This window comes from Paenirhodobacter sp., from assembly GCF_047600745.1.
Taxonomy (GTDB): domain Bacteria; phylum Pseudomonadota; class Alphaproteobacteria; order Rhodobacterales; family Rhodobacteraceae; genus Rhodobacter.
Genome location: NZ_JASGKI010000002.1, coordinates 93,903 through 120,063 on the forward strand (window position 1 = coordinate 93,903; position 26,161 = coordinate 120,063).

At 63.7% G+C, this 26,161-nt stretch carries 26 protein-coding genes and 2 pseudogenes; 9 read left to right on the forward strand and 19 right to left on the reverse strand.

The window, feature by feature from the left end:
- Nucleotides 1–7 precede the first annotated feature (7 nt).
- The 4 genes from QM789_RS04905 to QM789_RS04920 are packed head-to-tail and all read right to left on the reverse strand — an operon-like array spanning nucleotide 8 to nucleotide 3,393.
- Entirely contained in the window at nucleotides 8–793 is a 786-nt protein-coding gene (locus tag QM789_RS04905; protein ID WP_420350850.1) for an ABC transporter ATP-binding protein, read from the reverse strand.
- Nucleotides 787–1,818, reverse strand: a complete 1,032-nt coding sequence (locus QM789_RS04910; RefSeq protein ID WP_420350851.1) for an ABC transporter permease — start codon at nucleotides 1,816–1,818, stop codon at nucleotides 787–789. The genes QM789_RS04905 and QM789_RS04910 overlap by 7 nt, the downstream gene beginning before the upstream one ends.
- A complete protein-coding gene (locus tag QM789_RS04915; protein ID WP_420350852.1) occupies nucleotides 1,805–2,836 on the reverse strand; it encodes an ABC transporter substrate-binding protein in 1,032 nt (343 codons plus the stop codon). The genes QM789_RS04910 and QM789_RS04915 overlap by 14 nt, the downstream gene beginning before the upstream one ends.
- Before the next feature lie 23 nt (nucleotides 2,837–2,859).
- A complete protein-coding gene (locus tag QM789_RS04920; protein ID WP_420350853.1) occupies nucleotides 2,860–3,393 on the reverse strand; it encodes an OsmC family protein in 534 nt (177 codons plus the stop codon).
- 480 nt (nucleotides 3,394–3,873) lie between these two features.
- Between QM789_RS04920 and QM789_RS04925 the strand changes: the two genes are divergently transcribed.
- On the forward strand, nucleotides 3,874–4,887 hold the full coding sequence (locus QM789_RS04925) for a PLP-dependent cysteine synthase family protein (protein ID WP_420350854.1): 1,014 nt from the start codon (nucleotides 3,874–3,876) through the stop codon (nucleotides 4,885–4,887).
- A gap of 15 nt (nucleotides 4,888–4,902) precedes the next feature.
- The gene (locus QM789_RS04930; RefSeq protein WP_420350855.1) at nucleotides 4,903–5,865 is read left to right on the forward strand and encodes a PLP-dependent cysteine synthase family protein; all 963 of its coding nucleotides are present in this window, start codon (nucleotides 4,903–4,905) and stop codon (nucleotides 5,863–5,865) included.
- 8 nt (nucleotides 5,866–5,873) lie between these two features.
- Here the strand turns inward: QM789_RS04930 and QM789_RS04935 are convergent, their stop codons facing one another.
- The 9 genes and pseudogenes from QM789_RS04935 to QM789_RS04975 all read right to left on the reverse strand — a co-directional run bounded on the left by QM789_RS04935 (nucleotide 5,874) and on the right by QM789_RS04975 (nucleotide 11,946).
- On the reverse strand, nucleotides 5,874–6,296 hold the full coding sequence (locus QM789_RS04935; RefSeq protein ID WP_420350856.1) for a nitroreductase family protein: 423 nt from the start codon (nucleotides 6,294–6,296) through the stop codon (nucleotides 5,874–5,876).
- A 193-nt stretch (nucleotides 6,297–6,489) separates the two neighbouring features.
- The gene (locus QM789_RS04940; RefSeq protein ID WP_420351148.1) at nucleotides 6,490–7,032 is read right to left on the reverse strand and encodes an LLM class flavin-dependent oxidoreductase; all 543 of its coding nucleotides are present in this window, start codon (nucleotides 7,030–7,032) and stop codon (nucleotides 6,490–6,492) included.
- Between the two features lie 63 nt (nucleotides 7,033–7,095).
- On the reverse strand, nucleotides 7,096–7,350 hold the full coding sequence (locus tag QM789_RS04945) for a hypothetical protein (RefSeq protein ID WP_420350857.1): 255 nt from the start codon (nucleotides 7,348–7,350) through the stop codon (nucleotides 7,096–7,098).
- A 28-nt stretch (nucleotides 7,351–7,378) separates the two neighbouring features.
- Nucleotides 7,379–8,437, reverse strand: a complete 1,059-nt coding sequence (locus QM789_RS04950; protein ID WP_420350858.1) for an aldo/keto reductase — start codon at nucleotides 8,435–8,437, stop codon at nucleotides 7,379–7,381.
- 245 nt (nucleotides 8,438–8,682) lie between these two features.
- Nucleotides 8,683–10,003: pseudogene (locus QM789_RS04955) on the reverse strand (LLM class flavin-dependent oxidoreductase).
- Nucleotides 10,004–10,157: 154 nt separating this feature from the next.
- Nucleotides 10,158–10,475, reverse strand: a complete 318-nt coding sequence (locus tag QM789_RS04960) for a rhodanese-like domain-containing protein (protein ID WP_420350859.1) — start codon at nucleotides 10,473–10,475, stop codon at nucleotides 10,158–10,160.
- Between the two features lie 43 nt (nucleotides 10,476–10,518).
- On the reverse strand, nucleotides 10,519–11,013 hold the full coding sequence (locus QM789_RS04965) for a flavin reductase family protein (RefSeq protein ID WP_420350860.1): 495 nt from the start codon (nucleotides 11,011–11,013) through the stop codon (nucleotides 10,519–10,521).
- A gap of 17 nt (nucleotides 11,014–11,030) precedes the next feature.
- A complete protein-coding gene (locus tag QM789_RS04970) occupies nucleotides 11,031–11,573 on the reverse strand; it encodes a flavin reductase family protein (protein WP_420350861.1) in 543 nt (180 codons plus the stop codon).
- Between the two features lie 229 nt (nucleotides 11,574–11,802).
- Nucleotides 11,803–11,946 (reverse strand): ABC transporter permease subunit, encoded by a 144-nt coding sequence (locus tag QM789_RS04975; RefSeq protein WP_420350862.1) that lies wholly within the window; start codon nucleotides 11,944–11,946, stop codon nucleotides 11,803–11,805.
- Here QM789_RS04975 and QM789_RS04980 point away from each other — a divergent pair.
- On the forward strand, nucleotides 11,936–12,577 hold the full coding sequence (locus tag QM789_RS04980; protein ID WP_420350863.1) for a hypothetical protein: 642 nt from the start codon (nucleotides 11,936–11,938) through the stop codon (nucleotides 12,575–12,577). The genes QM789_RS04975 and QM789_RS04980 overlap by 11 nt on opposite strands.
- A 317-nt stretch (nucleotides 12,578–12,894) precedes the next feature.
- Nucleotides 12,895–13,314 carry an IS66 family insertion sequence element accessory protein TnpB gene (tnpB, locus tag QM789_RS04985; protein ID WP_420350864.1) on the forward strand — a complete coding sequence of 140 codons (420 nt, stop codon included), beginning with the start codon at nucleotides 12,895–12,897 and terminating at the stop codon, nucleotides 13,312–13,314.
- A gap of 362 nt (nucleotides 13,315–13,676) precedes the next feature.
- Here tnpB and QM789_RS04990 read toward each other — a convergent pair whose 3' ends face one another.
- A complete protein-coding gene (locus QM789_RS04990; protein WP_420350865.1) occupies nucleotides 13,677–13,868 on the reverse strand; it encodes a hypothetical protein in 192 nt (63 codons plus the stop codon).
- A 1,807-nt stretch (nucleotides 13,869–15,675) separates the two neighbouring features.
- Here QM789_RS04990 and QM789_RS04995 point away from each other — a divergent pair.
- Nucleotides 15,676–16,092, forward strand: a complete 417-nt coding sequence (locus QM789_RS04995; RefSeq protein WP_420350866.1) for a hypothetical protein — start codon at nucleotides 15,676–15,678, stop codon at nucleotides 16,090–16,092.
- Nucleotides 16,093–16,313: 221 nt separating this feature from the next.
- Here the strand turns inward: QM789_RS04995 and QM789_RS05000 are convergent.
- The 4 genes and pseudogenes from QM789_RS05000 to QM789_RS05015 all read right to left on the reverse strand — a co-directional run.
- Nucleotides 16,314–16,502 (reverse strand): annotated as a pseudogene (locus tag QM789_RS05000) (AIR synthase related protein); the annotation flags it as partial.
- Between the two features lie 28 nt (nucleotides 16,503–16,530).
- The gene (gene mnmH / locus QM789_RS05005) at nucleotides 16,531–17,592 is read right to left on the reverse strand and encodes a tRNA 2-selenouridine(34) synthase MnmH (RefSeq protein ID WP_420350867.1); all 1,062 of its coding nucleotides are present in this window, start codon (nucleotides 17,590–17,592) and stop codon (nucleotides 16,531–16,533) included.
- 638 nt (nucleotides 17,593–18,230) lie between these two features.
- Entirely contained in the window at nucleotides 18,231–18,506 is a 276-nt protein-coding gene (locus QM789_RS05010; protein ID WP_420350868.1) for a hypothetical protein, read from the reverse strand.
- 20 nt (nucleotides 18,507–18,526) lie between these two features.
- Nucleotides 18,527–19,498: a LysR family transcriptional regulator gene (locus QM789_RS05015; RefSeq protein WP_420350869.1), complete on the reverse strand. Its 972-nt coding sequence runs from the start codon at nucleotides 19,496–19,498 to the stop codon at nucleotides 18,527–18,529.
- Between the two features lie 221 nt (nucleotides 19,499–19,719).
- On the opposite strand from QM789_RS05015, the gene QM789_RS05020 reads away from it, so the two are divergent.
- The 3 genes from QM789_RS05020 to QM789_RS05030 all read left to right on the forward strand — a co-directional run bounded on the left by QM789_RS05020 (nucleotide 19,720) and on the right by QM789_RS05030 (nucleotide 23,770).
- On the forward strand, nucleotides 19,720–20,787 hold the full coding sequence (locus QM789_RS05020; RefSeq protein ID WP_420350870.1) for an iron-containing alcohol dehydrogenase: 1,068 nt from the start codon (nucleotides 19,720–19,722) through the stop codon (nucleotides 20,785–20,787).
- 71 nt (nucleotides 20,788–20,858) lie between these two features.
- Entirely contained in the window at nucleotides 20,859–22,196 is a 1,338-nt protein-coding gene (locus QM789_RS05025) for an MFS transporter (RefSeq protein WP_420350871.1), read from the forward strand.
- A 59-nt stretch (nucleotides 22,197–22,255) separates the two neighbouring features.
- Nucleotides 22,256–23,770 carry an aldehyde dehydrogenase (NADP(+)) gene (locus tag QM789_RS05030; RefSeq protein WP_420350872.1) on the forward strand — a complete coding sequence of 505 codons (1,515 nt, stop codon included), beginning with the start codon at nucleotides 22,256–22,258 and terminating at the stop codon, nucleotides 23,768–23,770.
- A gap of 767 nt (nucleotides 23,771–24,537) precedes the next feature.
- Here QM789_RS05030 and QM789_RS05035 read toward each other — a convergent pair.
- Complete coding sequence (locus QM789_RS05035) at nucleotides 24,538–25,389, reverse strand: RelA/SpoT domain-containing protein (protein WP_420350873.1); 852 nt, start codon at nucleotides 25,387–25,389, stop codon at nucleotides 24,538–24,540.
- Nucleotides 25,390–25,879: 490 nt separating this feature from the next.
- Here QM789_RS05035 and QM789_RS05040 point away from each other — a divergent pair, with 490 nt between their 5' ends.
- Entirely contained in the window at nucleotides 25,880–26,083 is a 204-nt protein-coding gene (locus QM789_RS05040; protein WP_420350874.1) for a hypothetical protein, read from the forward strand.
- The last annotated feature ends 78 nt before the right edge of the window (nucleotides 26,084–26,161 follow it).

The window sequence follows — 26,161 nt, forward strand, 5'->3', positions numbered from 1 at the left end:
TCCATAGTTACCAGGAAGCATCCAGCCCCAGATCCGCCAGCGCGGCGCGGCGGAATTCGGCCAGCGCGGGATCGCCCCTGCGGCGAGGATAGGGTAAATCGTTGCGATATTCACGCAGCACCCGCGCCGGACGGGGGGAGAAGACCACGACGCGCTGTGCAAGGAAAAACGCCTCCTCGACATCATGCGTGACCAAGAGCGCGGTGAAGCCCCGCTCCCGCCAGAGGTCGATCAGCTCCGTCTGCATGGCGATCCGGGTCAGGCTGTCGAGCTTGCCCAGAGGCTCATCGAGGATCAGGATCTCCGGGTCGTTCACCAGCGCGCGCGCCAGCGAGGCCCGCTGCGCCATGCCACCCGAAAGCTGATGCGGGAAGACATCGGCGAATTCCTCAAGCCCCACCTTCCTCAGCGCGGCATCGACGCGGTGCCGCTCCGACTTCAGAAGCCTGCGGAGTTGAAGACCCAGTTCCACGTTCTGCCGCACCGTGCGCCACGGATAAAGCGTCGGATCCTGAAAGACGACAACGCGGGAAGGGTCGGGCTTGCGGATCTCTGCGCCGTCGGCGCTGATCCGGCCGCTGTCCGGCACCTCCAGCCCTGCGACCAGCCGCAGCAGCGTGGACTTGCCGCAGCCCGAGGGGCCGAGGAAGGCCACGAACTCCCCTGGTGCGACGGTGAGGGACACATCCTCCAGCACCTTCAGGCGGCCGCTTTCGAGGTCGAAGCCATGGCTCACCCTGTTGATGTTCAGCGCCGCCCCGGCGACGGGCTGCCTTGCTGCCACGTTTACCATTTCACGACCCCCTTCTGCCAGGCCAGCAGCCTGTCACGCACCGCAAACAGCAGCGTGATGAGACCCGAGAAAACCAGCGCCATCACGATCAGCGCGCCATACATGTTGTTATAGGCAGCCCAGCCCTGCGCCCATTGCAGATACCAGCCGAGGCCGGATTTCACGCCCATCATCTCCGCCGCGACCAGCACCGAGAAGGAGGCCGAAAGCCCCATGAAGAGCCCGACGAAGACATGCGGCAGTGCGGCCGGCACGGCGACGCGCAGGATCAGCGCGCGCTGGCTTGCGCCCAGGGTGCGGGCCACGTCGTAATAGGCCTTGTCCACGCCAGCCACACCGGACCAGGACAGGACCGTGACCGGGAACCATGTCGCCAGTGCGATCAGGAAGACGGCGGCCGAGAAGCTGGAGGGGAAGAAATAGAAGGAAATCGGCATCAGCGCCGTGGAGGGCACCGGACCGAGGAACCGCAGCACCGGATGCACCCAGTAGCCCAGCGACTGCGACCAGCCGATGGAGACGCCGGTGAGGAATCCCGTCGCCGCGCCGATGAAAAAGCCCCAGGCCAGCAGGCGCATGGAGTTCAGCAGGCTGTCCAGCAGCCGTTCATGGTCCAGCGCATAGACCTCGACCAGAGAATTCGGCGGCATGAAGAAGGGCACCGGCAGGAAGCCGGTCTTGGCCGTCACGACCTCCCAGACGATAAAGACAAACGCAAGCACCGTCAGCCAGGGCGCGAACCGCAGGAACCGCCGACGCACCCGCGGACGAAAGAGCGAGAGGCCCGCCACGAGGATCAGCGCCAGCGCCCAGAGGGCGAAGCCGATGGAGGTCTGCCGGGCGAAGAGTGGCTCGGCGAAGCCCTGCACCTTGTCGGGCAAGCCATAGCTGACGGCCGCCAGCGCGGCCCAGCCCAGAAGCGCCGCGCTGGCCCAGAGCCAGCCGCGCGCATCGCTTTCGACCACCTGCCGAACGGAGATGCCTCCGTCCGCAGTGTCGGCGGCGAGATGGTCAGATGAGGACATCGGGCACCACCTTTGCCGCAAACGCCTGAAGATTCGTGCCGGGGCGGATCACGCCGATCCCCTGCAACTTGCCCAGCCAGAGTTCGACATCGCTGCGCAGCGCCGCCCCCGTCGAATGGTGGTTGTGGGTATGTTCGCGCAGAATCGCGGAAACCGTCTCCGCCGGGATACCGGCCGGGATATGGGGTGCGAAGATGCGGGCCGATTCATCGGGATTGGCGGCGGTCCATGCCTGAGCCTCGACCACCGCGCGGGTGATCGCGGCCGCGACATCGGGCTGTTCGCGGATCAACTCGCCCCTGAGCCCCAGCACGCAGCAGGTGGTGTTGAGATATTCGTCATCGAGATTGGTGCCGATTTCGAGCAGGCCGTCCTTCTCCCGCTGAAGCCAGGCATGCGGATCGTCGCCAGCGATAGCGGCCACTTCGCCCTTGGCCAGCGCCTCGCCGAAGAGGTCGGCCGGATACTGGACCCATTCCACCTCGCTGTCGGGATTGATGCCGGCCTCCGCCAGACGGATGGCGAAGAAGTTGCGGATCGGGCTCGCCTGATCCGACACGGCCACCTTCCTGCCCTTGAGGTCGGTCAGCGCCTTCACACCGGAGGCGTCGTTGGTCAGGAGCCGCATGCAGCCGCCATGCGTGCCCACGGCAAGGCCGACGTCGAAGCCCTGCTCCAGCGGCCTCAGCCAGCGCAGCGCCATGCCGATGCCACCGTCGGCATGGCCGGTGGCGATGGCCTGAAGGAACTGGTCAGTGGAGCCGCTGAAGCTGATCGGCTCCACCTGGAGGTTGTATTGCTCGAAGAAGCCACGCTCGAAGGCGACCGACAGGGGCGAGTGGCAAACGGCGGTCTGACTCCAGGCGATCTTGATCGGAGTCGGCTTGGCCAGCGCGCTGGTCTGGGCGATGGCCGGGGCGAAACGGAAGCCGCCCAGAACGCCAGCACCAAGCGCAGTGGCGGAAAGTGCCAGAAGGCGGCGGCGGCTGGTGATGGTCTTTGGGGACGTGTCGGACATGGTATCCTCTCGAATGATTGCGGTCAGGCGGCGGGATGGGTCAGGACGACCTCCCCCCGGACCTCGGTGGCGCGGGAGAGCAGGTTGAGCACCGGACAGAACCGCAGCACGGCCTGCTCCACCGCCGCAACGGCGGCCCGGTCTGCGGGGGAGGTGATCTTCACCCGATAGGAAATTTCATGGGGATGGACGGGCACATCCTCGAACCCCGGACGGCCGGCACGGGCATCCATCTGGCCGTTCACCTCCACCTCCAGATCCTCAAGCGGAAGCTGTTGATCGGCGGCATGGATCAGCCAGGTATGGACGAGACAGCTCGAAAGCGAACCGAGCAGAATTTCCGGCGAGCCCGGCCCGAGGTCATAGCCGGCGAAGCTCGGGGGGCTGTCGGAGATGATCTGGAAATCACGGATGCGAATCCGGCGGATACCGCTGCGGCTTTCGGCGCGGGCCTGCGTCCTGATCGGGTGGATGCCGACTTCTCCCGCGTCAATCCCCTCGCGCCGCTTCAGCAGCGCGGCACGCTTCTGCACCAGATATTCATTCAGTCCCGGCATTGCCTTTTTCTCTCCTGACATAGGATTCATCATGCCCGCAATCAGTAGATCGACGCCCCGACATGCTTCACGATGGTTGTCGGATTCCCACAATGAAGATTGGAAATCCGGTTCATGACGAAACGGATAGCATGGGCCAAAAAATCCTTCAACACGACGAGACATGACAACGCATTGATTTTCAACGAAAACGATAGAACGATCGCACTCTTTCCTGCGTGAAATCAGTGGCTTTATTCTTCGGATATGCAATAATCTATTTATATTATATACTTACCTGAAGGCAAAGAACCGATCCCAGGACCAATGAAATAAGCGGGAAACGGTTTCTCTGCGTCACCCACGGAAAGGGGAAAATAAATTCTGGATCCAGAAGAGATTCAGAATGGACACATCCCGCCCCGTGGCACGAAAATCCCCTCTGGTTGAGAGCGCGTCCACTGGCGGCGCAATTCTCTCGGAAGCAGATGGATTTCACGTGTGGCACTCCTGAAAGACAGCGTTCTGGAATTGATCGGAAATACTCCGCTTCTGGAGATTCACCGATATCGCGCCCTGCACGGCTTTTCCGCCCGCATCGTGGTGAAACTCGAATCGCGCAATCCCGCCGGCAGCATCAAGGACCGCACCGCGCTGGCCCTGATCCGCGAGGGCGAGCGGCAGGGCCTGCTGAAACCCGGCGGGCTGGTCTATGACCTGACCAGCGGCAATACCGGCATCGGTCTGGCCGCCGTCGCCGCAGCGCGGAGCTATCGGTCCAAGTTCTACACGCGCGACTGCATCAGCCACGACAAGATCGCGCTGCTGCGCCATTTCGGGGCGGAGGTCGTCCAGATCCCCAGCGAGGTCTTCGTCGAACAAGGCGCGCGGGACCGGATCCTCGCCTTCATTCAGGCGGCGAACCCGGACGGCTATTTCGCCAACCAGATCGGCAACCCGGCCAACCCCCGCGTCCATTTCGAGACGACGGGCCCCGAGATCTGGAACGATACCGATGGCGCGGTGGATATCCTCGTCGGCGCGGTCGGCACCGGGGGCACGATCTCCGGCGCGGGGGCCTATCTGAAATCCCGCAATCCCGGCGTGCGGGTGACCATCGTCGAGCCCGCGCATACATCCCTGCCGACCGAGGACAACCCCTATGTGGACCAGATCGAGGGCGTCCACCGGGTGTCGGACATCCCCGCCGAACTGCTGCCCGGCACCTATGACACGACCGTGGCGGACGAGGCGCTGGAGGTGGATACCGCCCCCGCCCGCGCCGCGGCCCGCGACCTGCTGCGGACCGAGGGGCTGAACGTCGGCCTTTCCGCAGGATCGGCGATCTGGGCGGCAACGCAGGTCGCCCGGCGGCCCGAGAATGCCGGAAAGCTGATCGTCACCGTCCTTGCCGACAGCGGCGAGCGTTATCTTGGCGAGCCGATCTCGGCGGCCCCCTCCGCGCCGCATCCCGAGATTCTGCCGCTCCTGCAACCGGCCATCGCCGCACAGTAATTCACAGGATATTCCATGGCCCGCATTCATAACAGCCTGACCGACCTGATCGGCGACACGCCCTTGGTCGAACTGCACAACTACCGGCGCAATCACGGCCTCGGTGCCCGCATCCTGGTGAAGATCGAATACCTGAACCCCGCTGGCAGCGTGAAGGACCGTCTTGCCTGGGCGCTGGTGCAGGATGCCGAGGAACGCGGCCTTCTCACCCCCGGCGCCACGCTGGTCGATGTGACCAGCGGCAACACCGGCATCGCGCTGGCCGCCATCGGCGCTGCGCGGGGCTATCGGGTCAAGATCTACGCCAGCGACAATATCAGCCCCGACAAGTTCCGCCTGCTGGAGCATTACGGGGCCGAGGTGGTGAAGGTGGACAATGCGTTCTTCCTCGACCCCGAGGCGCTGGAAAAGATCACCGCCCGCATCCGCGAGGAAAACCCCGATGCCGTCTTTACCGACCAGCTTGCCAATCCCGCCAACCCCGAGGTCCATTACCGCACCACCGGCCCGGAAATCTGGGAGGCGACAGGCGGCGTGGTGGATGCCTTCGTGGCCGGTGTCGGCACGGGCGGCACGATCTCAGGCGTTGGCCGTTATCTGAAGGAGCGGAATCCTTCCGTGCATCTCGCCATCGCCGAACCCGCCTTCGCGAGCCTGCCCAGCGAGGACAACCCCCATCCGCCTGAAATCGACGGTGTGCATCATGTGACCGAGGCCCTGCCCGAGCAGCTTCCCGCGAACTTCGCCCGCGACATCGTGGATGAGATCGTCCCGCTTGATCCGGTTGAGGCGGCGGCCACCGCCCGGCAGCTCGCGCGGGAGGAGGGGATTCTGGCCGGAACCTCGGCCGGGGCCATCCTCTTCGCCGCGACGGAACTTGCGCGGCGACCGGACTTCGCGGGCAAGACCATCGTGGCCCTGCTGCCCGACAGCGGCGAGCGTTACCTGAACGCCAGCACCTTCCGCGCCGCCTCCTGAGGGTGCTCCTACTTCTGAGGAAAGCCCAGCCGTTCCAGAGCCTGCCGCGCCCCTTCAGCGCCGCGACCGTGGCGTGTCGCGCGGTCACCAGATCGCTCCAACCCTCGGAGGCAAGCCCCTGCCCCAGACGGAAACGGCGCGACGGCCCGGGGTTCCTCCACCACCCCATAACGCTCCCGATGCAGGACGGCGGTCTGGCCAAGGCGCGGCTTCGCCCCCGGCTCCATCACCGCGACGACGCTCCACGCCTGAAGGTTCGCGGAACTGGGCGCCGAGGACGCGGCGGCGATCACCTGGGCAAGCTCCTCCTCGCCCACAGGATCGGGCAGGAAGGCCCTGACCGAGCGATGGCCGAGGATCGAGGCCAGCACCGGGTTCCATGGCAGGTCGCCCCGCGGCTCCTCCGCATAGCGCGCGCCAGGCGGCGGCATCGGTGGCGGCGGGCGGGTGGTCATCCTTTCGGCAGGGCGATAGCGGGGCTTCTGGAAGCAGCCCCCGCAAGGGGGAACGGGACAGGCTCAGGCAGAACGCAAAGCGGCGGGGCGGCTGTAGAGGCTTTCGGGGAGCGGCTGGCCCCGCCCTGCGGCCCGGCCGGGTCGATGAGGCCGCGCGGGAAAGGGTGCGTCAAGGTCGCGCCCGATCATCCACTGCAACTGCGCAAGCGAAAAGGCCGACTGCATCCACCTCTTCCTCCAGCCGCTTTGCCTCAGCTTCCGTCCCCGCGATAAAGGGGCTGATGCCGGGCAGAACCTTGATATCGCTCCCACGCCCCGGGCGCGCGTTGATGTCGGCATAGAAGTCCTGCGCGCTGGCCTGTATCTGATGCGCGGCGAAGATCGCGGCATGCAGTGCCGCGAAATGCCGCCCGTCCTCGGACGAGCCCGCCTGCACATAGACCGACCGCCCCTGCGGGCTGCGCGAATGGTTGCGCGCGCCCTGCACCCGAAAGTGGCGACCGGCATGGTTCACCGGATGGATGCGCGTATCATCGGCAAAGATGCCGCTGTCCGCTTCGGCGATCAGCGCGCCGTCCTCCCAACTGTCCCACAGCTTCGTCACCACGTCGAGGAATTCATGCGCGCGTTCATAGCGTTCGGCATGAACCGGTGGGGATCCAGCCCGAAATGCGCCGCTGCACTGGCGGCCAAGGTGGTGACGATGTTCCAGCCCGCGTGGCTCCGGCTGATATGGTCGATCGGGGGAAAGAACCGCGTGAGGTTGTAGGGCTCGTTATAGGTCGTCGAGGCGGTGGCGATGAGGTCGATCCGTTCGGTTACGCCGCCACGGCGGCCAGCGGCTCCAGCTTGATGCGGGCGGAACGGCGGTATTGTCGGCCCGCACCGGCCCATCGGCGAAGAAGATCGCGTCGAGCTTCGCCGCCTCGGCCCTCTTCGCAAGCTCAGTGTAATTAGGTGATGTCCTCCAGCCGCCGGGATAGCGCCATGCGGCTTCGTGATGGCCGCCGGGAAAGGCTGTCCCGGCCATGGCGGCCTCCTTTCGGACGAGGGGAGCCTCAGGGCGCGGGATTGCCCCGGATCTGGTGGATGGCGTCGATCCGCGCCTCGATCTCGGGCGTGATGGCCAGATCGACCGAGCCCAGATCGGCCTCAAGCTGGTCGAGGCTGGTCGCGCCGATGATGTTCGCGGTGACGAAGGGGCGGCTCCTCACCCAGGCGATGGCAAGCTGCGCCGGGTCCAGCCCGAAATCCCGGGCGACGGCGAGGTAATCGTCGATGGCCTCCTCGGTCCCCGGCTTCTGATAGCGCGCGCCCCGGTCGAACAGCGCCACCCGCGTGCCCGCAGGCCGGGCGCCGCGCTGGTATTTGCCGGTCAGGAAGCCCTGCGCCAGCGGAGAATAAGCCAGCAGCCCGACATCCTCGCGCGCGTGGAATTCAGCCAGCGCTTCCTCATAGGTGCGGTTCAGCAGGTTGTAGGCGTTCTGCACGCTCGCGACCCGGGGCAGGTTCCGCGTCTCGGACAGGTGCAGAAAGCGCGACAGCCCCCAGGCGGTTTCGTTCGACAGACCGATATGGCGAACCTTGCCCGATTTCACCAGACCATCCAGCGCTTCCAGCGTCTCTTCGATCGGCACTTCGGGCGTATCCGCGCCGCCGTTCACCGGCGCATGGGCAGCCGCGCCGAACAGCGACAACGGCCGGTTGGGCCAGTGCAACTGATAGAGGTCCAGATAATCCGTCCCCAGCCGTCGAAGCGAGCCCTCGATGGCCTCGTTGATGTTCTTCGCGTCGAGCCGCGGCGGCTGGCCATCCGCCCGCAGCCAGAGCCGGTCGGACGGCCCGGCGACCTTCGAGGCCAGCACGATCCTGTCCCGCCCGCCCCGCGCCCTGAGCCAACTGCCGATGATCCGCTCGGTCGAGCCCTGCGTCTCCTGCCGGGGCGGGATCGAATAGCCCTCGGCCGTGTCGATAAGGTTGATGCCGAAATCCAGCGCCCGGTCCAACTGCGCGTGGCCTTCGGCTTCGGTATTCTGCTCCCCCCAGGTCATCGTGCCAAGCGCGATGGAGGATACGGAAAGGCCGGTCCGGCCCAGGGGGCGATAGTCGAGTGGCATTGAAGTCTCCTGAAGGGTCTTGAACGGGGGGGGCCGGATCGCATCCAAGCCGACGGATGCGGCAAAATTAGCCAGCCACCGATTATTATCCATGGTCTTTATGTATTATAATGAGAGCGATCCGTCTCTCGTCCGGCCCCTTGGGAGGACGATCATCTCGTGCGCAGTACATCAGGCGCAGGGTTCGCCGAATCGAAACGCCACCCCGGCGGAACCGAAGCGGCGCGGCGGAGATGGAACGGGCTTCAGGCGGTCGGTTCGGCGACCCTGCCCCGCCCGGACAACAGCGGCAGCAGCGTCTCTCCCTGACGGCGGATTTCCCGCAGATAGGGTGTGTCGGAGAGCACGAATCTGGTGATGCCAAGCTCAGCGTATTTCCGCAGCGACGCCGCGACTTCCTCCGCCGACCCCACCAGCCAGGTCGTACCCGCGCCACCACCGCCCACCCGGCCGGGCGCAGTATAGAGGTTGTCGTCCAGCACATCGCCCCGCGCCTGTAGATCATAGAGCCGCTGCTGACCGACGGCGGTCTGCCGCTTGTGATCATGCCATCCGTCGCCACCGGTCTTCGCCATCTCGGCCACCCGCGCCGCGGCATCGCGCCAGGCTTCTTCGGAGGTTTCACGCACCAGCGTGGTGATCCTGAGGCCGAATTCCAGCGGCGCATGTTCACGGTCCAGATCCGCCGACAGGCGCTGCAACCGGGCGATCCGCTCGGCGATATCGGCCAGCGGCTCGCCCCAGAAAAGCTGCACATCGGCCTCCGCCGCCGCCACGCGCTCCGCCGAAATAGAGCGGCGGATGCGCCCGCCCCTCCCGCGTGGCGATCCGAGGCAGGACAGTGGAATGCTCAACCGAGAAATGCGCACCGTGGAAGGTGACGTCATCCTGCGTCCACAACCGGCGGACCAGTTGCATGAATTGCTTCGTGCGGGCATAGCGGTCATCCTGATCGCCCTCGCTGTCGCCATAGGCGGCGAGGTCGTCCTTGCCGGAGACGATGTTCACCCGCACCCGCCCGCCGCTGAGATGGTCGAGCGTCGCGGAGGCGGAGGCGAAGTTCGCGGGGCGCCAGTAACCCGGCCGGATGGCGATCAGCGGCTCGAACCGCTCCGTCCGCGCGGCCAGCGCCGTCGCCAGGGTGAAGGTGTCGGGCCGACCCCAGCCGGTTCCGATCAGCGCGCCCGCCCAGCCGTGTTCCTCCAGCGCGCGGGCCTGTTCGGTCAGGATGGCGAGGCTGTTGTGATCGCTGGCCACGGGTTCGCCCCGGTGGCCGGGCCGGACCTGATTGGGAATATACCACAGGTATTCGACACGTTGGGCCATGGAAGTCACACCGTTCCGGGAAAGACCGGGGTCAGTCTCGCTGACCCCGGCGAAGGTTCGTTGCGGTTCCGGAAGGCCGACCGAAGGACACGCATGGGGCAAGAGCCGGAACCACTGTTGTCGATACCGCGGGAAAACCGGACTGCCGCGCGGTCTACTCTGCGTTACCGCGCTCTCTGCGACTGTCGTGACGATACAGCTTGATCCCGGGCGTTCTGCGCCCGCCATGCCTGCCTCCATGTTCCAGTCGTCGGTTTGCACCCACGCAACAGGCAATCACCACGATCGGAGCATGCAAGGAAAAGAACGCTGTCGTCTCTTGCGGCAAAAAGGCGAAATGAGAGCAGGCGTTGCACTGCCCGGTGCAGATCGCTCGCCGGGTATGGCTGCGGCGTCAGGCGAGGCCGCGTTCCTTCAGCGCCGCGTAGCCGCCCTCGACATCCACCGCGTTGCGGTAGCCCAGGCGTTGCAGCACCTCGACCACCGGGCCGGAACCGGCGACGGAACCGCAGAAGACGACGATCCGCGCATCCTTCGACACCGGGGCCAGCGGGCCGGAGAAGATGGGTTCTACCTGCGCCTTGGGCAGGATCACGGCGGAGGCAAGCTCGCCATTCTCCGCCCGGCCCTTGGCCGAACGCACGTCGATCAGCAGATCGACGTCTGTGAGGTCGGCGGGCACTTCTGCTGCGGTGATACGGGTTGAGGACATCGGCTTCTCCATGATTGTCGGGATGAAAGGGAAGGCTATCGGGTCAGTCTTGCAGCCGGCCCGCGAAATGGATCAGCGGCTCGGCCTGTTCATGGCGGATGAAATCGACGATCCGGCCAAAGATCAGCGTGGCGCCATCGCGTTCGATCGCCTCCTCGAACCGGCAGTCCAGTGCGCCGGTGGTGGCGGCAAAGACCGGCGCGCCGGTGGCAAGGGCGCCGTAGTCCAGCCCCTCGAACCGGGCGGCGCCCTTGGGCGCGTCCTTCGCGGCGAAACGGTCATAGACCGCGCGGCCCTCCCGGCTGAGGAAGTTGACGGCGAAGACTCCGGAGGCGCGGATACCGGCGAGCGCAGAGGTCGTCGCGCTGACCGAAACGGTAACCAGCGGCGGCGTGGCCGAGAAATGCGTAGCCGAGAGCGCGACGAAGCCCTGCGGGCCGCCCTCGCCAGACGTGGTGACGATGGTCGCGCTGATGGCGCGGGCGCCGAGCGCCGTCCAGAAGGCAGGGATGGTGATGGCTTGTGGATCGGTCGTCATGGGAACTCCGGAAAAGGTCAGGCGTCGAAGGCTTCGAACCGGCCAAAGCGGCCCTCGCAATACAGCAGAGGGTCCGAAAGATCGGCGGGTGTCGCGTCCTCCACCCGGGCCACGAAAATGCTGTGCGTGCCGTGGACATGCCGCTCCTCCAGCCGACAGACCAACGTGGCCTGAGCCTCGGCCAGCCACGGCAGACCATGGAGCGCACCATCGGCGGCAACCAAGGTGCGCCAGTCCCCTTGCGCGAACCGGGCGTGGTCGCTCGTCCTGGCAATATGCGCTGATTTCGCGCCCAGAATGCCGAGCGTGAACGCGCCCCGCCGCAGGAAAGCGTCATGCGCGCCCGCGCTGCGGGTCACGCAGACCAGAAGAAGCGGTGGCTCCATCGAGACCGACGTGACGGCGGTGGCCAACATCGCGTGGCGCGCGCCTCCCTCCTCCGTCGCCAGAAGCGCCACCGATGCGCCAAAGCCCCGCCAGGCCAGGCGGAACAGCTCGCTCCGCAGCGGATCATTGACCGGTGTTGCCGGGAACAGGGCGGTGGTCGAGAGGACGGTCACGGCGGGCTTCCATTCATACACATATCTGATAGATTTTTAGCCGTCGCCGCCCTCGACAGCAAGGGAACGAAGTCGTTCGATTTCTTCTGCCGAGAGAAGAAACCCGCGAATTCCTCCATGCGGGAGGGGATTTTCGGTCTTCCTTCCGAACGCGCGGCTCCACGAACCCCGCAGGCCCCCGGCGGTCAGCTCGCCGCAGTTGCGCGGATGTCGAAGGCGCCGCCTTCCTTCATCCCACCAGTTCGGCCACCATCAGCGCCGAGAAGGCCGAGCCGAGCGCCACGAACAGCCCCACGAAGATCGAGGGCAGCGCGGTCGGGATTGCCACCTTGGCGATCAGCCCGGCATGGCCGACGCCAAGCGTGCAGGCCACGCCAAAGAACGCGCGGTTCAAGGGCCTCAAGACCGACGCCGGACGTCGCAAGGTTCCCCTTGCCCTGCTGGCACGGCGCCATGAACTGGCGCCGGTGCGCGCGCAACGCGGGTTTCGCAGGCACGATCCGGACGGCGCCTTCCTTGCCACGGGCCTTGCCGCGGGCGAAACCCTGTTCGATCCGCCTTTCGAGCGCCGGGACTTCGCTGCGGCGCTCGGCGAAACCACCGGGCTGACCTCGCATGACTTGCGCCATGCGGCGCTCTCCAATCTCGCGCTCACGACGCTTGCGCCGCCCGGCAGCGCGGACGTCATCGAGGTCGTCACCGGCTGGCCCGCGAACCGGCAGAAGCGGCTGCGCAGCATCGTCACCGGAAACGACAGCCGGCGGACCTTGCCGCAGATCGCGCGACTGGCCGGACATGCCCATCCGGAGACGACATGCGTTTCCTATCTGCATCTGTGCGATCTTGCCCTCGGCCTGCATGTCCGGGCGGATCGCGATATCCGCGCGCGGCCTGAGGCTGCCCGTATCCTCGGCCTCAATGCGGCGACATTGCCCCCCGAAACCGGCCCGATCGCTTTGGAAAACCTGCGTTCTGCGGTTTTGCGGCGCCTTGCCATTCATTAGCTCAGGGAAGCCAGAGGGCCGCCAGCCACGCCACCGGCCCCGCTGTCTCTGCCTCAAGGGGTGACAGGGGGCCCCGCGCAGCGCCATTGCGGATGAATTCCGGGTGAGCCGCGCGGAAATCGACGCAATCACCGGGATGCTGCCACGCGATACCGCAGGCCGGTCCAGGTTCGATCCACCACGGCGTGCCGCGGAGCGGGATCTGGCCCGGGGGATCATTCGCGCGCTGCTCGATCAGCCAGCGCCCCTGCGGGACCACTGGGTCGAGACAGCGCTGCGCTTTCCCCGAAAGGGGCCGAGCTTCAACCACCCCGAGAATGCACGACGCTGGCTGGCCGTTCTGCCCGCTATCCGGCGTGAACTTTCGCAAGAGAACAGATGGTTTGGCCGCCATCGTGCAAGCGGAATTCGATCTCGATCCGTTTTTCGGAGCTATTTTTCGGGCCAAGCGCGCAGATCTTTTAAAAATTATCGTCTGGATGGAACTGGGCGGGTACTGGTTTGAAAACGCATCGAAGGCGCAGGTCTTTCTTGACCTCAGGTCTGCGATGCGCGATTTTCCTCACTTGATCGCAATTCGAAGCGCTCTTCGAGGGATTGAACTGGACTCGGGCGAGAACCCGCGTGCAACCGAGGCCTGTGCAAACCTAGATGTTCAGTCCCGGCTTCTGGCGGATCGGATTTATAGTGTTTTTCGTTTAATTGGCTTCATATTTGCGCCTCGGAAGAAGTTGTAGCATCCGTGCTCTGTGAAGAGGTCGCAGACATCTCCGACCGCTCACCATAGATATTCGGAATTTCGCGCGACAGCTCCTCGAATAAAGGCTTTGAGTTTTGTGAGGGCCATCTTGATCGCGTTCAGATGGGGCTGTAAGGCGACAGGAAAAGAGCGGAGTATTTCATCAATCCCGAGCTTCAGCCATCCAAAGAGCACCACCACACCCCATCCACAGCGCGCCGATCCCCGCGACCAAGATGGTTATAGACTCTTGATACCGATAGAGGCCCCATCCGGAGGGCGCAACTCCGTATGAATTCCACGACGAGTTTATCGAACTTGAGGAGATATTCCTTGCGCCGGAACGCATCCAGATCCCGCTCAATGCATTACCGGTTTTGCCTCCATCAATTCCGCCGAAGTGACGATTTCAAGACCTTCCTTATCAGGATTCAGCAGGTCTGAAGGGACCATGCCGCCGGTCTCTTTTCCAAAAAAATCTTCCACGGAGAAGGCCCGTTCTTCCCGCGATCTGGCCGACGAAATGGCCTTGTCAATGTGGAAAGAAGACATAGAAGATCGTCGTTGTGTGTTCTCTACGGAGACGGATTTGCGCCCCGGAACGGCCTCTCCTGCCCCGTTTCAATATGTGTTTTCGACATTGAAACGGGGGCTGACGTCTCGCTCCCACCCCTCAAAAAATACTCTTCATCATGCCTCCTCGCCCTCGGCCAGTTGCGCCTTCAACCGCTTGATCGTGCCGCGCCAGAAGACCGTCCGCAGACGAATTTCCACGGCCCTCATTCAAGCGAAAAAGCCGTGGAAAGCTACGTCTTTCAATGTAGAGAACATATGGTGAAAATCGAGGGGGCCAAACCCTGTCCTCTGGTTAGGTTTGAACCCCCGAAAAAACGCTTAGGTTGGGACCCCCTTGGCAAACCCAACATGTAGAGGCGTTTGGCCCCCCTGTTTTGACACAAAGGCGTTTGACACCCCCGGATTTCGCTTTGCTTTTCGCCGATTTTCGGTAGGGTCAGACCCGGCACGATCGACACCCCGAAACGCCACCTCCAAACCCGGCCAGGACGGCGAGCTGTCAGCCGGAAGGCGCCTCCGCCGGGCACCCCCCACGACCGCTATGCCGCACGAGCCGCGGAGAACGCCGCTCATGCGCCACCTTTGTTGCGCGCTACCCCCCTAAAAACCGAAGATGAGTACTCTGCGGCCCGTTCCGTGGCTCCGGCGACATGTTTCAGGTGGGACCGAGCCGTTACTCCGCCGTCCGAGGGTGAATGTAGGTCTTCCACGTCGATGTGGGTGATGACGCAGAGGGCGATCAGGGCGAGATCGCGAACCCTCTAGGCCATCGCTCGCGGCTGGCGCCAGCATCGGAGCACACGGCATCTGATCACCTACCCCCGGAAGCGCCCCGCCTCTCGGCGCAAGCTCACCACCCAGGATCAAGTGGCAAAGTGTGGCACTGTGCCATGAAGTGCCATACTTTACGGAAGAGCATAACGACAATCCAGATTTATTCAAAAATTTTGTTCCAGATAGCACCGGTCAATGACGACGCTCCGAAAAGCTTCACGAGAAATCAAACGCCTGGTAATTACGTGAAAATATATTTCCTATGGATCTGATGCACAATAGGCGATAATGAGGAACAGACCTCACAAGCGCAAAACACTGAGGAGCCAATGATCGTTTCCTTCTATTCTCCGAAAGGCGGCGCCGGGAAAACCAGTGGTGTCCTGACGTTCCTGAGCTCTATCGCCGCCCACAATGCAGACGCAGAAACATAACCCCGATGAGCGAAGATAAAAACACCCTACATCCCTTTGAAGGACAATATATAAATTCAGACTCCCATAAATCTTCGCGCCATCGAAACCTCAACAGGGTTTACTGCCAACCTGCCGCAGGCATTCGAAGAATGTGATCACTCTCCGCTCGCCTGAAAATCCGCCAATCATTCAGATGACCCAGAAAAAGTTGCTGACCCATCGCACAATCAACAAATATATCATCGAGGAACTTTTCAGAAACTCCAAACAGCAATCAGAATCCATTTCAAATCTGTTCATCTAATCACTGGATGAACTTCTACCCAGTACTGCCCAACGATCACCTTGGATCCTGATATGGCTCAGTTGCGCCACGAACGGGCATGGGCTACATGCATTCCGCCCGATGGTAAAATATGTCTGCGCTGAGAAGCATCTGCAAAAACATGGTGAATTTATGATTGCAGTGGGCTCTGTTTCATAAATGAGCAATCGTGCGCGGCTCGCCGCAATTCCAGAATATTCTTGTTCTCTATAGTGTATCCATCCGTTGTACATGCTCTGACGCTGGGTGTTTTCTGTCGATAATGCCCATGATCGCTTATGGACATCTTGAAGCGCTTGATGGCGGACAGGAAGGGGCGGAGGAAGCCGTTCTAGAAACGCTCGATCTGCCGGCAGACACGAGCGCCCGGTGTGTCCGTGGCGCAGGTTGCGCGCCGTTATGCGATGAACTCGAACTGATCTTTACATGGCTGCGTGATCCGCGTTTCACCCCGGCTGAAGTTGATGCGCCCGACGCTTCCGGAGATGGCACACTCTTTCTGCCGGTCGAGATCGTCGGCTCGACCGCCGAGCCAGAGCCGGGACCTGAGACGCACGGCCCGGCGGGCGTTTCCATTCTTGCACAGCGGCTCGACATCACGCTGTCGGACGGGCGGCGGGTTGTGGTGGAGGGCCCAACGGCGCCGTCGGCGGCTCCGGGTCTGGTCCTGGGCCTGATGGCATGATCCCGGTGCCGAGCAAGGCGCGGATCTGGCTGGCGGCCGGGGTCACCGACATGCGGCGGGGGGGGGCAGCGCCGCTTCCCCGATCTTCGAACCCACCCGGATCGTGGCATCGCCAATCAGCAGTTCAATCCGGCCAATGTCCACGGCCGCCATCGGGGCCGGAATCTCCGGCGCGGGCATCGGCATCAGGTCAGGGTGCTTTTCCAGCAGCTTCTTGCGCCATCGGAAATCGCATTGGTCGCGGCAATCCGCCCGAAATCGCGTGGATCATCTGCCACCGGCATGAAAAAATCGGTGGTCGCCACCACGGCCTGCCGGTCGTTCAAGAGCCGGACGGCGGCATCATCTGAGGCCTCCCCGACCCGCAGTTCAGGCATGGCACCGCGCAGGATGTCTTCCAGCACACCGGGCAGCCACAGCCACCATGGCCCAGCGAGGTCAGACGGGGTTCTTTCCCAAAGCGGCGACATCAAGGGCGATGCGGGCCGCCAGATCCGGCAGGGCATCGGGCGTCAGTGATGCGGCAGTCATCGCCGTGATCTGCGCGCCGATCCGGGCGCGGCTGCGGGCATAGCCGGGATCGTAATGCCATTCCATCAGTTCGCCGGCTAGCTCGGCAAAGGAACCGGCAGCAATCATGCCATGCCAGCCTTCGATGCGCCGCGCGGGTTGATAGGGGCGGAGCCGGTCTACCGTTGCCGCCAGACGTGCGGGATCAGCGATCATGTCGGCATAGGCGCGGGTCAGATAACGCGCCCGTTCGTCCCGGCTGGCATGTATTTCGATGCGAGGCGCGGCCTGCATTGCGCGCCAGAGCCGGCCGGGCAGTTTCAGCCGCCCGATCATCGAGCTTTCGGCCTCGATCACCACCGGCCTGGCTGGATCAAGCCTTTCGATCAGATCGGCCAGCCGCCCCTCGAACCCGGTTTGCGCAGGCTGAGGGCCGGTCGCTCCAAACAGCGAGCCGCGATGATTGGCCAGCCCCTCAAGATCAAGCACCTGCACACCCATCCCGGCCAACAGCTTCAGAAGCTCTGTCTTGGCGGTGCCGGTATTGCCATCCAGCAGCACCACCGGGGCGGGGAAGGGGCGATTGTGCAGTGCCTCGATCACCAGCCGCCGCCACGCCTTATAGCCCCCGGCAATGGTTTCGACCCGCCAGCCGATCTGGCCGAGGATTGTGGCAAAAGACCCCGACCGCTGGCCACCACGCCAGCAATAGATCAGCGGGTGCCAACCGCCTGGTCGGTCCATCAGTGATTGCTCGATATGACGGGCGGCATTACGCGCGACCAGCGCCGCGCCGATCTTGCGCGCGTCGAAGGGCGAGACCTGTTTATAGATCATGCCGACACGGGCGCGTTCGCTATCATCCAGCACCGGCAGGTTGATCGCTCCAGGCAGATGATCCTGCGCATATTCCGACGGCGTTCGCACGTCGATCACCTCGTCGAAGCCAAGGGTGCGCAGATCGGAAAGGGAAGACAGTGTGACGGGCATGGTGCAGGGTGATCGGGGAGAATGCCCCTTTCTATGCCTGTGCAAGAAAACATGCCAGTTGATCAACAGATTGGCGGCGGGGAGAACGCTCTGGCCTGCCGCCATCCCAGCCAGAGGATCGCCAATGCCGCGCAAAGCATCAGCCAGCCAAACGCCGACAGCAATCCGCTTGCCCCAAAGGACGAGGGCAGATCATCGGTGGCCTGTGCGCGGGATTTCTCGGCCGGGGTGCGGTCAGCAGGCTGGTCGCGCCGATGTAAAGGAAGGCCCACTCAACCCCGAAAAGGATCAACGTGCGTGCACAAGAGGCAAAGCCGGGGCCGGTCCGGCTGAGCAGCACTTCGGTGGCGCGCCGCATCACGCCTTCGGCACCCCGAAACGGGTTATCAGGCTGCCGCTCACGAAAGACGACAGGAACATCCCAGCACATGCAGGAAGGCCGTGGGTATGGTGCGGGTCATCGAGATCGGCGTTGCGGCCTCACAAGGATCATGATGCTGCAACCCGTCACCGCCCCGAACAGCGCGACCAGATAGGCAGGTTGCGTCACCTTGCCCGGGCCGCGCAGTTCAACCGCACACCGCGGCATTTCCAGACGGCGAATGAACAGATCGGCCTACCGCTTCAGGTGGAAACCGTCAGGGGCATCGCTGCGCTTGACGAGATTGCCGCGACGGAGGGCGTGAATCTTCATCGGCCCGGCGGATCGGGCCGCAGACATGGACCATATCGCCGAGTCCGGCTGCCCCGAGAAACAGGCGACAATCGAGAAGGCGATCGACCGCATCCAGTCGCATGGAAAAGCCGCCAGTGCCCTGAGCAAGCGCTACGCTGAACTCGGTGCCTTCGCCGCGCTCGGCAATGACGTGTCCCTGCTCGCGACGGCATCGGAAAAGCTGCTCGCCGATTTCCATGCGGTCGCGGCGACCAATGTTTACGGATCGGTATCGGCGGGCAACCCGACCGGCCCGCGCCAGGTGGAGAGTTCGCCGGAGACCAGTTCCGCGATGAACTGGCGCGCTTCGCCTGTCGGTTCGGCGGAGCGGCGGGTGATGACCTCGTAAGCCTCGCTTTTCGAACGCAGGCGCATCGGCAGGATGCGGGCGAGGCCGATATTCGCGAAGAACGCCGCCACGTCGCTGGACAGCAGCGCCACCGCATCGGCATGCGCCTGGATCAGCGCCATGGTGGTGAAAGCCGAGCGCGTCTCGAACAGCCGGCGCGGGAAGGCGAGACCCGCCTGACGGTATTCCTGTTCGAGCGACAGCCGCATCGGCATCCCGGCGGTGTAGACGATCCAGCGCGATTCACCGAAATCCGCGATGGTGACGCGTTTGCGGCCGACGAGCGGATGCGCCGGGTTCGCTACGACGGCCAGAAGTTCATCGTGAAAAGCGGTGACATTGTAGATTTCGGGCGTGGAACTGACCGAGCTGCGCCCGATCACCAGATCAAGCTGCCCCCTGTCGAGCTGTCGCAGCAGTTCCGCGCTGGTGTCCTCCAGAATCTCGAAGGAGGTCTGCGGAAAGCGTTGCAGGAAGCGCTGGATCGCATCGTTGACGAAGGGCACCGCGCCCATGATCGTGCCGACGCGCAGCCGCCCGAACACGCCCTCGGACAGATGGCCCAGTTCCTCGTCCAGCGCACCAAGCTGGGACATGATCGTCTTGGCATGGCGGATCGCGCAGAGGCCCGCCGGGGTGGCATTGAGCCCGCGATTGGTGCGCTGAAACAGGGCGTGGCCCATCAACCCCTCGATTTCCTGCAAGGATTTCGTCGCGCGCGGCTGGCTCATGCCGATGGTGACGGCGGCGCGTTTCAGCGATCCGCTGTCGTCCAGAACCGACAGCAGCAGCATCTGGCGCAGTGACAGCCGCGTCAGCGGAAGGGCCGTGCGGGAGCGCATGGAGTTTCCTTTTGGTTATACCAATATCAGCATTTAGCGGATTTACAGAATTCTCATAGCCCATAATTTGCGCATCAACCGCTCGATTTTAGGCATCGCGTAAGCGTTCCGTGATTTGAGCCTGCCGTTTTGAAATACCCTGGGGGAAATCATGGGTCTGATCAATTACGTCACGCGGGTCCAGTTCGGATTCGGCGCTTCTCGACACGCTGAGGGATGAAGTGGCCCTTGCGGGCATCAAACGGCCCATCGTGGTGACGGACAAGGGCGTGCGTGCGCTTGGCATGCTCGATCTGGTCGAGAAAGCCCTGGGCGCCGCGCCCGCCGGCGTCTACGACGATACTCCCGGCAACCCGAACGAAGCCGCCGTGCGCGATGCGACGGCGCTGTTCAAGGAAGCCGAGGCGGACGGGATCGTCGCCATCGGCGGCGGCTCGGCGCTCGACCTCGCCAAGGCGGTGGCGGTGATGGCGGCACATGACGGCCCGCTGAAGACCTATGCCGCGATCGAGGGTGGCGCGGAGAAGATCACCGCCCGCACCTGGCCGACCATCGCCATCCCGACCACCGCCGGCACCGGCAGCGAGGTCGGGCGCGGCGCGATCATCATTCTGGACGATCACCGCAAGGTCGGGCTCCTCTCCCCGTATCTGGTGCCGAAGGCGGCCATCGTCGATCCGGCGCTGACGCTCAGCCTGCCGCCCATGCTGACGGCGGCGACGGGGATGGACGCGCTCTCCCACTGTCTGGAGACCTATCTGGCCCCTTCGTTCAATCCGCCCGCCGACGGCATCGCGCTGGAGGGTCTGCGCCGTGGCTGGGCGAATATCCGCACCGCGACGGAAGACGGCGCGAACCGGGACGCCCGCGCCAACATGGCCATTGCCGCGACGATGGGCGCGATGGCCTTCCAGAAGGGGCTCGGCTGCGTGCACAGCCTGAGCCATTCGCTCGGCGGCATCAACCCGAAGCTGCATCACGGCACGCTCAACGCGGTCTTCATGCCGGCCGTTCTGGCCTATAACCGCGAGGCCGAGACCACGAAGGCCGAGGACAAGTTCACCCATATCGCGCGCGCGATGGGGCTCGCGTCCGCCGATGCGGTGATCCCGGCCATCGAGGAAATGACCCGTGCCATCGGCCTGCCCGGCAAACTCTCCGAACTGGGCGTGAGCCGCGATCTGTTCGACCGGATCATCACCGGCGCACTGGCCGACCATAGCCACAGGACCAACCCGCGCGATGCCTCGGCCGAGGATTACCGCGCGATGCTTGAGGCATCTTTCTGACCTGACATCGCACCCCGGTTCCCGCGCGAAGCCCACGGGGGAACCGGCCCCTATTGGACGAGGAGGCCAATATGACAGCGACCCCCACCGCGGGCGCCGCACCCCCGCAGCATGTCCACAAGGAAGACATGATCCCCGATGCCGACCGCCGCCGCGCCCTGATGGGTTCGGCCGTGGGCTCGACCATCGAATGGTATGACTACTTCCTTTACGGCACCATGTCGGCAACGGTGTTCGGCACGATGTTCTTCCCGACCAGCGATCCCGTCGTCAGCCAGCTTCTCGCGCTGACCTCCTTCGCGCTGGCCTTCCTGATCCGCCCCTTCGGCGGCGTGATCTTTTCCCATATCGGCGACAGGATCGGCCGCAAGAAGACCCTGGCCTTCACGCTCGGCCTGATGGGGTTCTCCACCGTCGCCATGGGCCTTCTGCCCACCTATGAGAGCATCGGCCTCTGGGCGCCGATCCTGCTCACGCTGCTGCGGCTGCTTCAGGGCGTGGCGCTCGGCGGCGAATGGGGCGGCGGGGTGCTGCTGGCGGTGGAATATTCGCCCCGGCACAGGCGCGGCTTCTTCGGCGCCGTGCCGCAGACCGGCGCGGTGCTCGGCCTCGCGCTCGGGAATGCGATCACCGGCTTCCTGAGCATGATCTTCGACGAGGAAACCTTCCTGTCCTACGGCTGGCGCATCCCCTTCGTGCTGTCCATCGTGCTGGTCTTCGTCGGCATGTATATCCGCAACCGGGTCGACGAGACGCCCTCCTTCCGCAAGGTTCTGGCCGGGAAGAAGGAAAAGAAGGTTCCCATCGTGGAGACCTTCCGCACCCATTGGCGCGAGGTGCTGATCGCCATCGGCACCAAGGTCATCGAGACCTCGACCTTCTTCCTCTACGCGACCTTCACCATCTCCTACCTGGTCGGGCATGGCTACAGCCGGACCACGGTGCTGACCATCGTTCTGATCGCCTCGGTTCTTGCCTTCCCGATGATGCTGTTCTTCGGCGCGCTGTCGGACAGGATCGGCCGCAAGAAGGTGTTCGTCGGCGGCACCATCGCGATCATGCTCTACATCGTCCCCTACTTCTGGATGCTGAACCACGAATCCAGCTGGGTCGCCTTCCTGGCCATTCTGATCGGTCTGGGCGTGATCTGGCCGACCTATGGCGCAATGATCGGCACCGTGCTGGCCGAGGCCTTCCCGGCCGACATCCGCTACACCGGCATGTCGCTCGGCTATCAACTCGGCGCGGCGCTGGTCGGCGGGCCGATGCCCCTGATCGCGACGGCGCTGCTGGCGGCCTATGGCGGCAGCTATGTCCCCGTCGCGCTGTTCATCATCGCCTGCGGCGCGGTGTCGCTCCTCGCGATGGCATTCACGAAGGACAGGACCGGCGTGGATCTGGACGACTGACGCGGACCGGCGGGGCGACCCGCCGCCGACCCTCACAACGATCCGGGAAAGGACATAAGATGACATTCACCCCGCATGGCAGGCATCTGATCGCTGGCGAATGGGTTGGTGGCGGCGCCACCTTCGAGAATGAACCGGCCTTCGGCGCGGCGCATCGCTTCTCCATGGGCACGGTCGATCTGGTAAACCGCGCGGCGGAGGCGGCCGAGGAGGCGTTCTGGTCCTACGGTTACGCCAGCCGCGAGGACCGCGCCACGTTTCTCGACGCCATCGCCGACGGGATCGAGGCGCGCGCCGCCGCCATCACCGAAATCGGCTGTCAGGAAACCGGCCTGCCCGAGGCGCGGCTGAACGGCGAGCGCGGCCGCACCACCGGCCAGTTGCGGCTCTTCGCGGAGACGATCCGCAAGGGCGATTACCTCGACCGCCGCCACGACCCGGCCCTGCCAGAGCGCAAGCCCATGCCGCGCCCGGACCTGCGGCTGATGCAGCGGCCGATCGGCCCCGTGGCCGTCTTCGGCGCGTCGAACTTCCCTTTGGCCTTCTCCGTCGCGGGCGGGGATACGGCGGCGGCGCTGGCGGCGGGCTGCCCGGTGGTGGTGAAGGGCCACTCCGCCCATCCCGGCACCTCCGAAATCGTGGCCGAGGCAATCCATGCCTCCGTGCAGTCCTGCGGGTTGCATCCCGGCGTCTTCTCTTTGGTGCAGGGCGGGCGGCGCGATGTCGGCACGGCGCTGGTACGGCATCCGCGGATCAAGGCGGTGGGCTTCACCGGTTCGCTCGGCGGCGGGCGGGCGCTGTTCGACCTCTGCGCGGGGCGGCCCGAGCCGATCCCCTTCTTTGGCGAACTGGGCTCGGTCAACCCGATGTTCCTGCTGCCCGGGGCGCTGGCCGCGCGCGGGGCGGAGATCGGCACGGGCTGGGCGGCCTCGATGACCGGTTCGGTGGGGCAGCTCTGCACCAACCCCGGCATCGCGGTGGTACCCGAGGGGGCCGCGGGCGATGCCTTCGTCACCGCCACGGCGGAGGCGCTGAAAGCCGCAGCCCCGCAGGTGATGCTGACCGCCGGCATGGCAGAGGCCTATCGCGCCGGCAAGGCCCGGTTCGACAGCCGCAACGCGGTGCGCCCGGTCCTCACCAGCGAAAGCTCTGGCCGCATGGCAGGGCCGAACCTCTACGAAGTGCCCGCCGCCGCCTTCCTCGAAGATCATGCCCTGACGGAGGAGGTCTTCGGCCCGCTGTCGCTGGTGGTACGGGTGCTTGCGGCGGACGACATGCCCGCGCTGGCGAAGGGCTTCGAGGGGCAGTTGACCGCCACCATCCACATGGACGAGGGCGACGACGACCTCGCCCGCCGCCTGCTACCGGTGCTGGAGCGCAAGGCTGGCCGTGTGCTGGTGAACGGCTTCCCCACCGGGGTGGAGGTGGTGGACGCCATGGTCCACGGCGGCCCCTATCCGGCCAGCACCAACTTCGGCGCCACCTCCGTCGGCACATTGTCCATCCGCCGCTTCCTCCGCCCCGTCTGCTACCAGAACCTGCCGGAAAGCCTGCTGTCGGCGGATTTCACCTGACCCCCTGTCGGGTGGCGCTGGCCTGCGGGGAGCCCTGACGGAAATGCGCGCGCCGTCGAACCGCCGACGGGGGCGGCCATTGCGGTTCCCGTCAAGCCACGGGCGGCAGGCGTCCGCGTCACGTCCTGCTCCAGGCAGCCCTGTTCAGCCCCGTCCCGAAGCCCGTCGCACAGGCCCTCGAAATACGCGGCAAACCCCACAGGCTGATCACAATCGCAAACGCTATCCAGAAAACAGGCGTCCCGTGGCAGCCTCAGCCCGGCAGATGAACACGATTGCGTGACAATCATTGATGCCAAGGCGCTAACCGGAATAAGAATTTCTCTATTTCCACTCAGGATAGAATTGAGAAAAATTAAATTCACTAGTCCGGTCTGAACAAGGAAACCTTGCAAACTGATGCCAAAAAAAATCAAGATCAGCACGTAAAATAAATGTATTCCGCGTTGTTCAGAGCCGACCAAGTACTGCAGCGCTTCCCGCCTTCGTTGTAAAATATTGGCGGCAAACGGACTTTCTTTGCGCTGGCAGTGAACGCCAACGCAGGGCAAGGATCGGGCATTGACCAATGCTGAATCTCGCGTACGATTTCAAAGATTCATGATCAAAGCGCCATTCATTCGGACATCTCGACTTCGCCTTCTTCCTGGATGATTTTCACAAAGTCGATTGGATCGTTGAAATAATTTCGATACGCTGACCGTAGCTGTTTCGGATTTCTTGCCCTGACGTACACAGCATTCAAACTTGAACCCGAAGTTTCTAACTCAGTGGCCTTGGCAATCGCATCTCCGGAATTTTTGAACGGGATCACCTCTAGCCCGGCACTTCCATCTGTTTTTTTGGAAAACATTTAAAACGGTATGTTCTTGCAGCTTCTCCTCGCCCTCGAATTGCTTGAGTGCAGATAACCTCTGAAGGATCCCGAGCTCATTTTCAAGCTCCTGAAGCTGCGCCTGAAGTTCAGCAGTGCTCACCTCCAAAAAGGCTCTCTCCAGATACTCATGTTTGCGAGCAATAATCTCGCTAGCAATTGCAAAGAACCTACCTCGCTTCGACTGATCCATTTCAAACTTCGTGCGCTCTCCGTCGATCAGGTCCGAAATCTCAACTGCCGTGGCCCAAGCATGCTGGGCGCGTGTGCGGTATTGAATCTCTACCAGCAGACCATCCCAAGGCTTCTTCGTTTCGGCCCGATCACTACCACGTGGCAGGTGGCGATATACATCATGGATGCCGCGGTATCCGGTAAACTTGGGCGCTTCAATATAGTCGTATTTTTCGCGCGGATATCTCAATTCATGCTTGACGTTTTTCATCACAGCCGTCGAACTGAGATCATTCCTGAAATCATGCAGATCTGAAAGGTTTTCAAAAATCATTCTGCAACCCGCGAAATCATGCATGGCTGAAACGTCCGTGATCAGCGGCTTACCCGCATCATCTTTTCGTTTCAGCTTGTCAATCACAGTGTTTCTGCGCTTGAGGCGTTGCGCGAATTCAACGTTGTACGGCTTGATTGCTATTCTTTTCTTTAGCCAAGCCTGAAATGTGTTGATGACATAGCCGTGTGATGAACGCCACTGATCCACAAGATCAAAATCCGCCTCTGACCCCACTCCATCCGCGATACGCTTTCCTGCGCGTTTGACTTAGGACTTGCTTACGGGTGGTGGGGACCAGATCGACATCTTTCTTCCAGTATTGGCACTTAACGCATGTATGCCATCAGAATTTCTATGGATAGCTGTACTGACCCGAAACGAATGTGCTTGATCTGCGCTGATAGCCGGGACGAGCTGCGCGACATCCGCCGCGCAGGGTTGAGATCGGTAGCCACAGCCCGAACCACATCCGCCTGGCCGACCTGCCCGCCGCCGAGCAGAAGCGGAAAAGCCGCCGCCTGTCGGAACGCCGGTGGTGCATATGTTCGTCCCCTAAGTTTCGCACCAACGCGAGCCACTGCGGCGGGCTATGAAACCGGCGCCACCTGCCAGCGGACGCCCGGTTGGCCGTGCAAGGCGATCACTATGGCGACACCCCGCCCGGTTTCCTGTGGAGGTTCTCCATGAAGGACGCGCCCAGGACGGAGCCGCTGTACAGGCAGCCGTGGCCCGGCGCGCCGGGGCCGGTGCAAATGCGACCGGCATCGCCGTGACCGATGGCACCGGGCGGGCCTTGCCCGGCGAGGATCTGGTCGGGCGATTGCGCGGTGTGCTGGCGGGGGCCACGCCCGCGGCCCCGGTGGCCGATCTGCACGCCAAGGCGTTGCAACGCCGATCCCGCCGCTTGGGCCGCAGGCGCTTGGCCTGATCGCCGGATGACATCATGACCGACGCACCCTCGCCGCCTCGCCCGCTTGCCCGGGATCACCCCGGGCTTCTGGCGGAT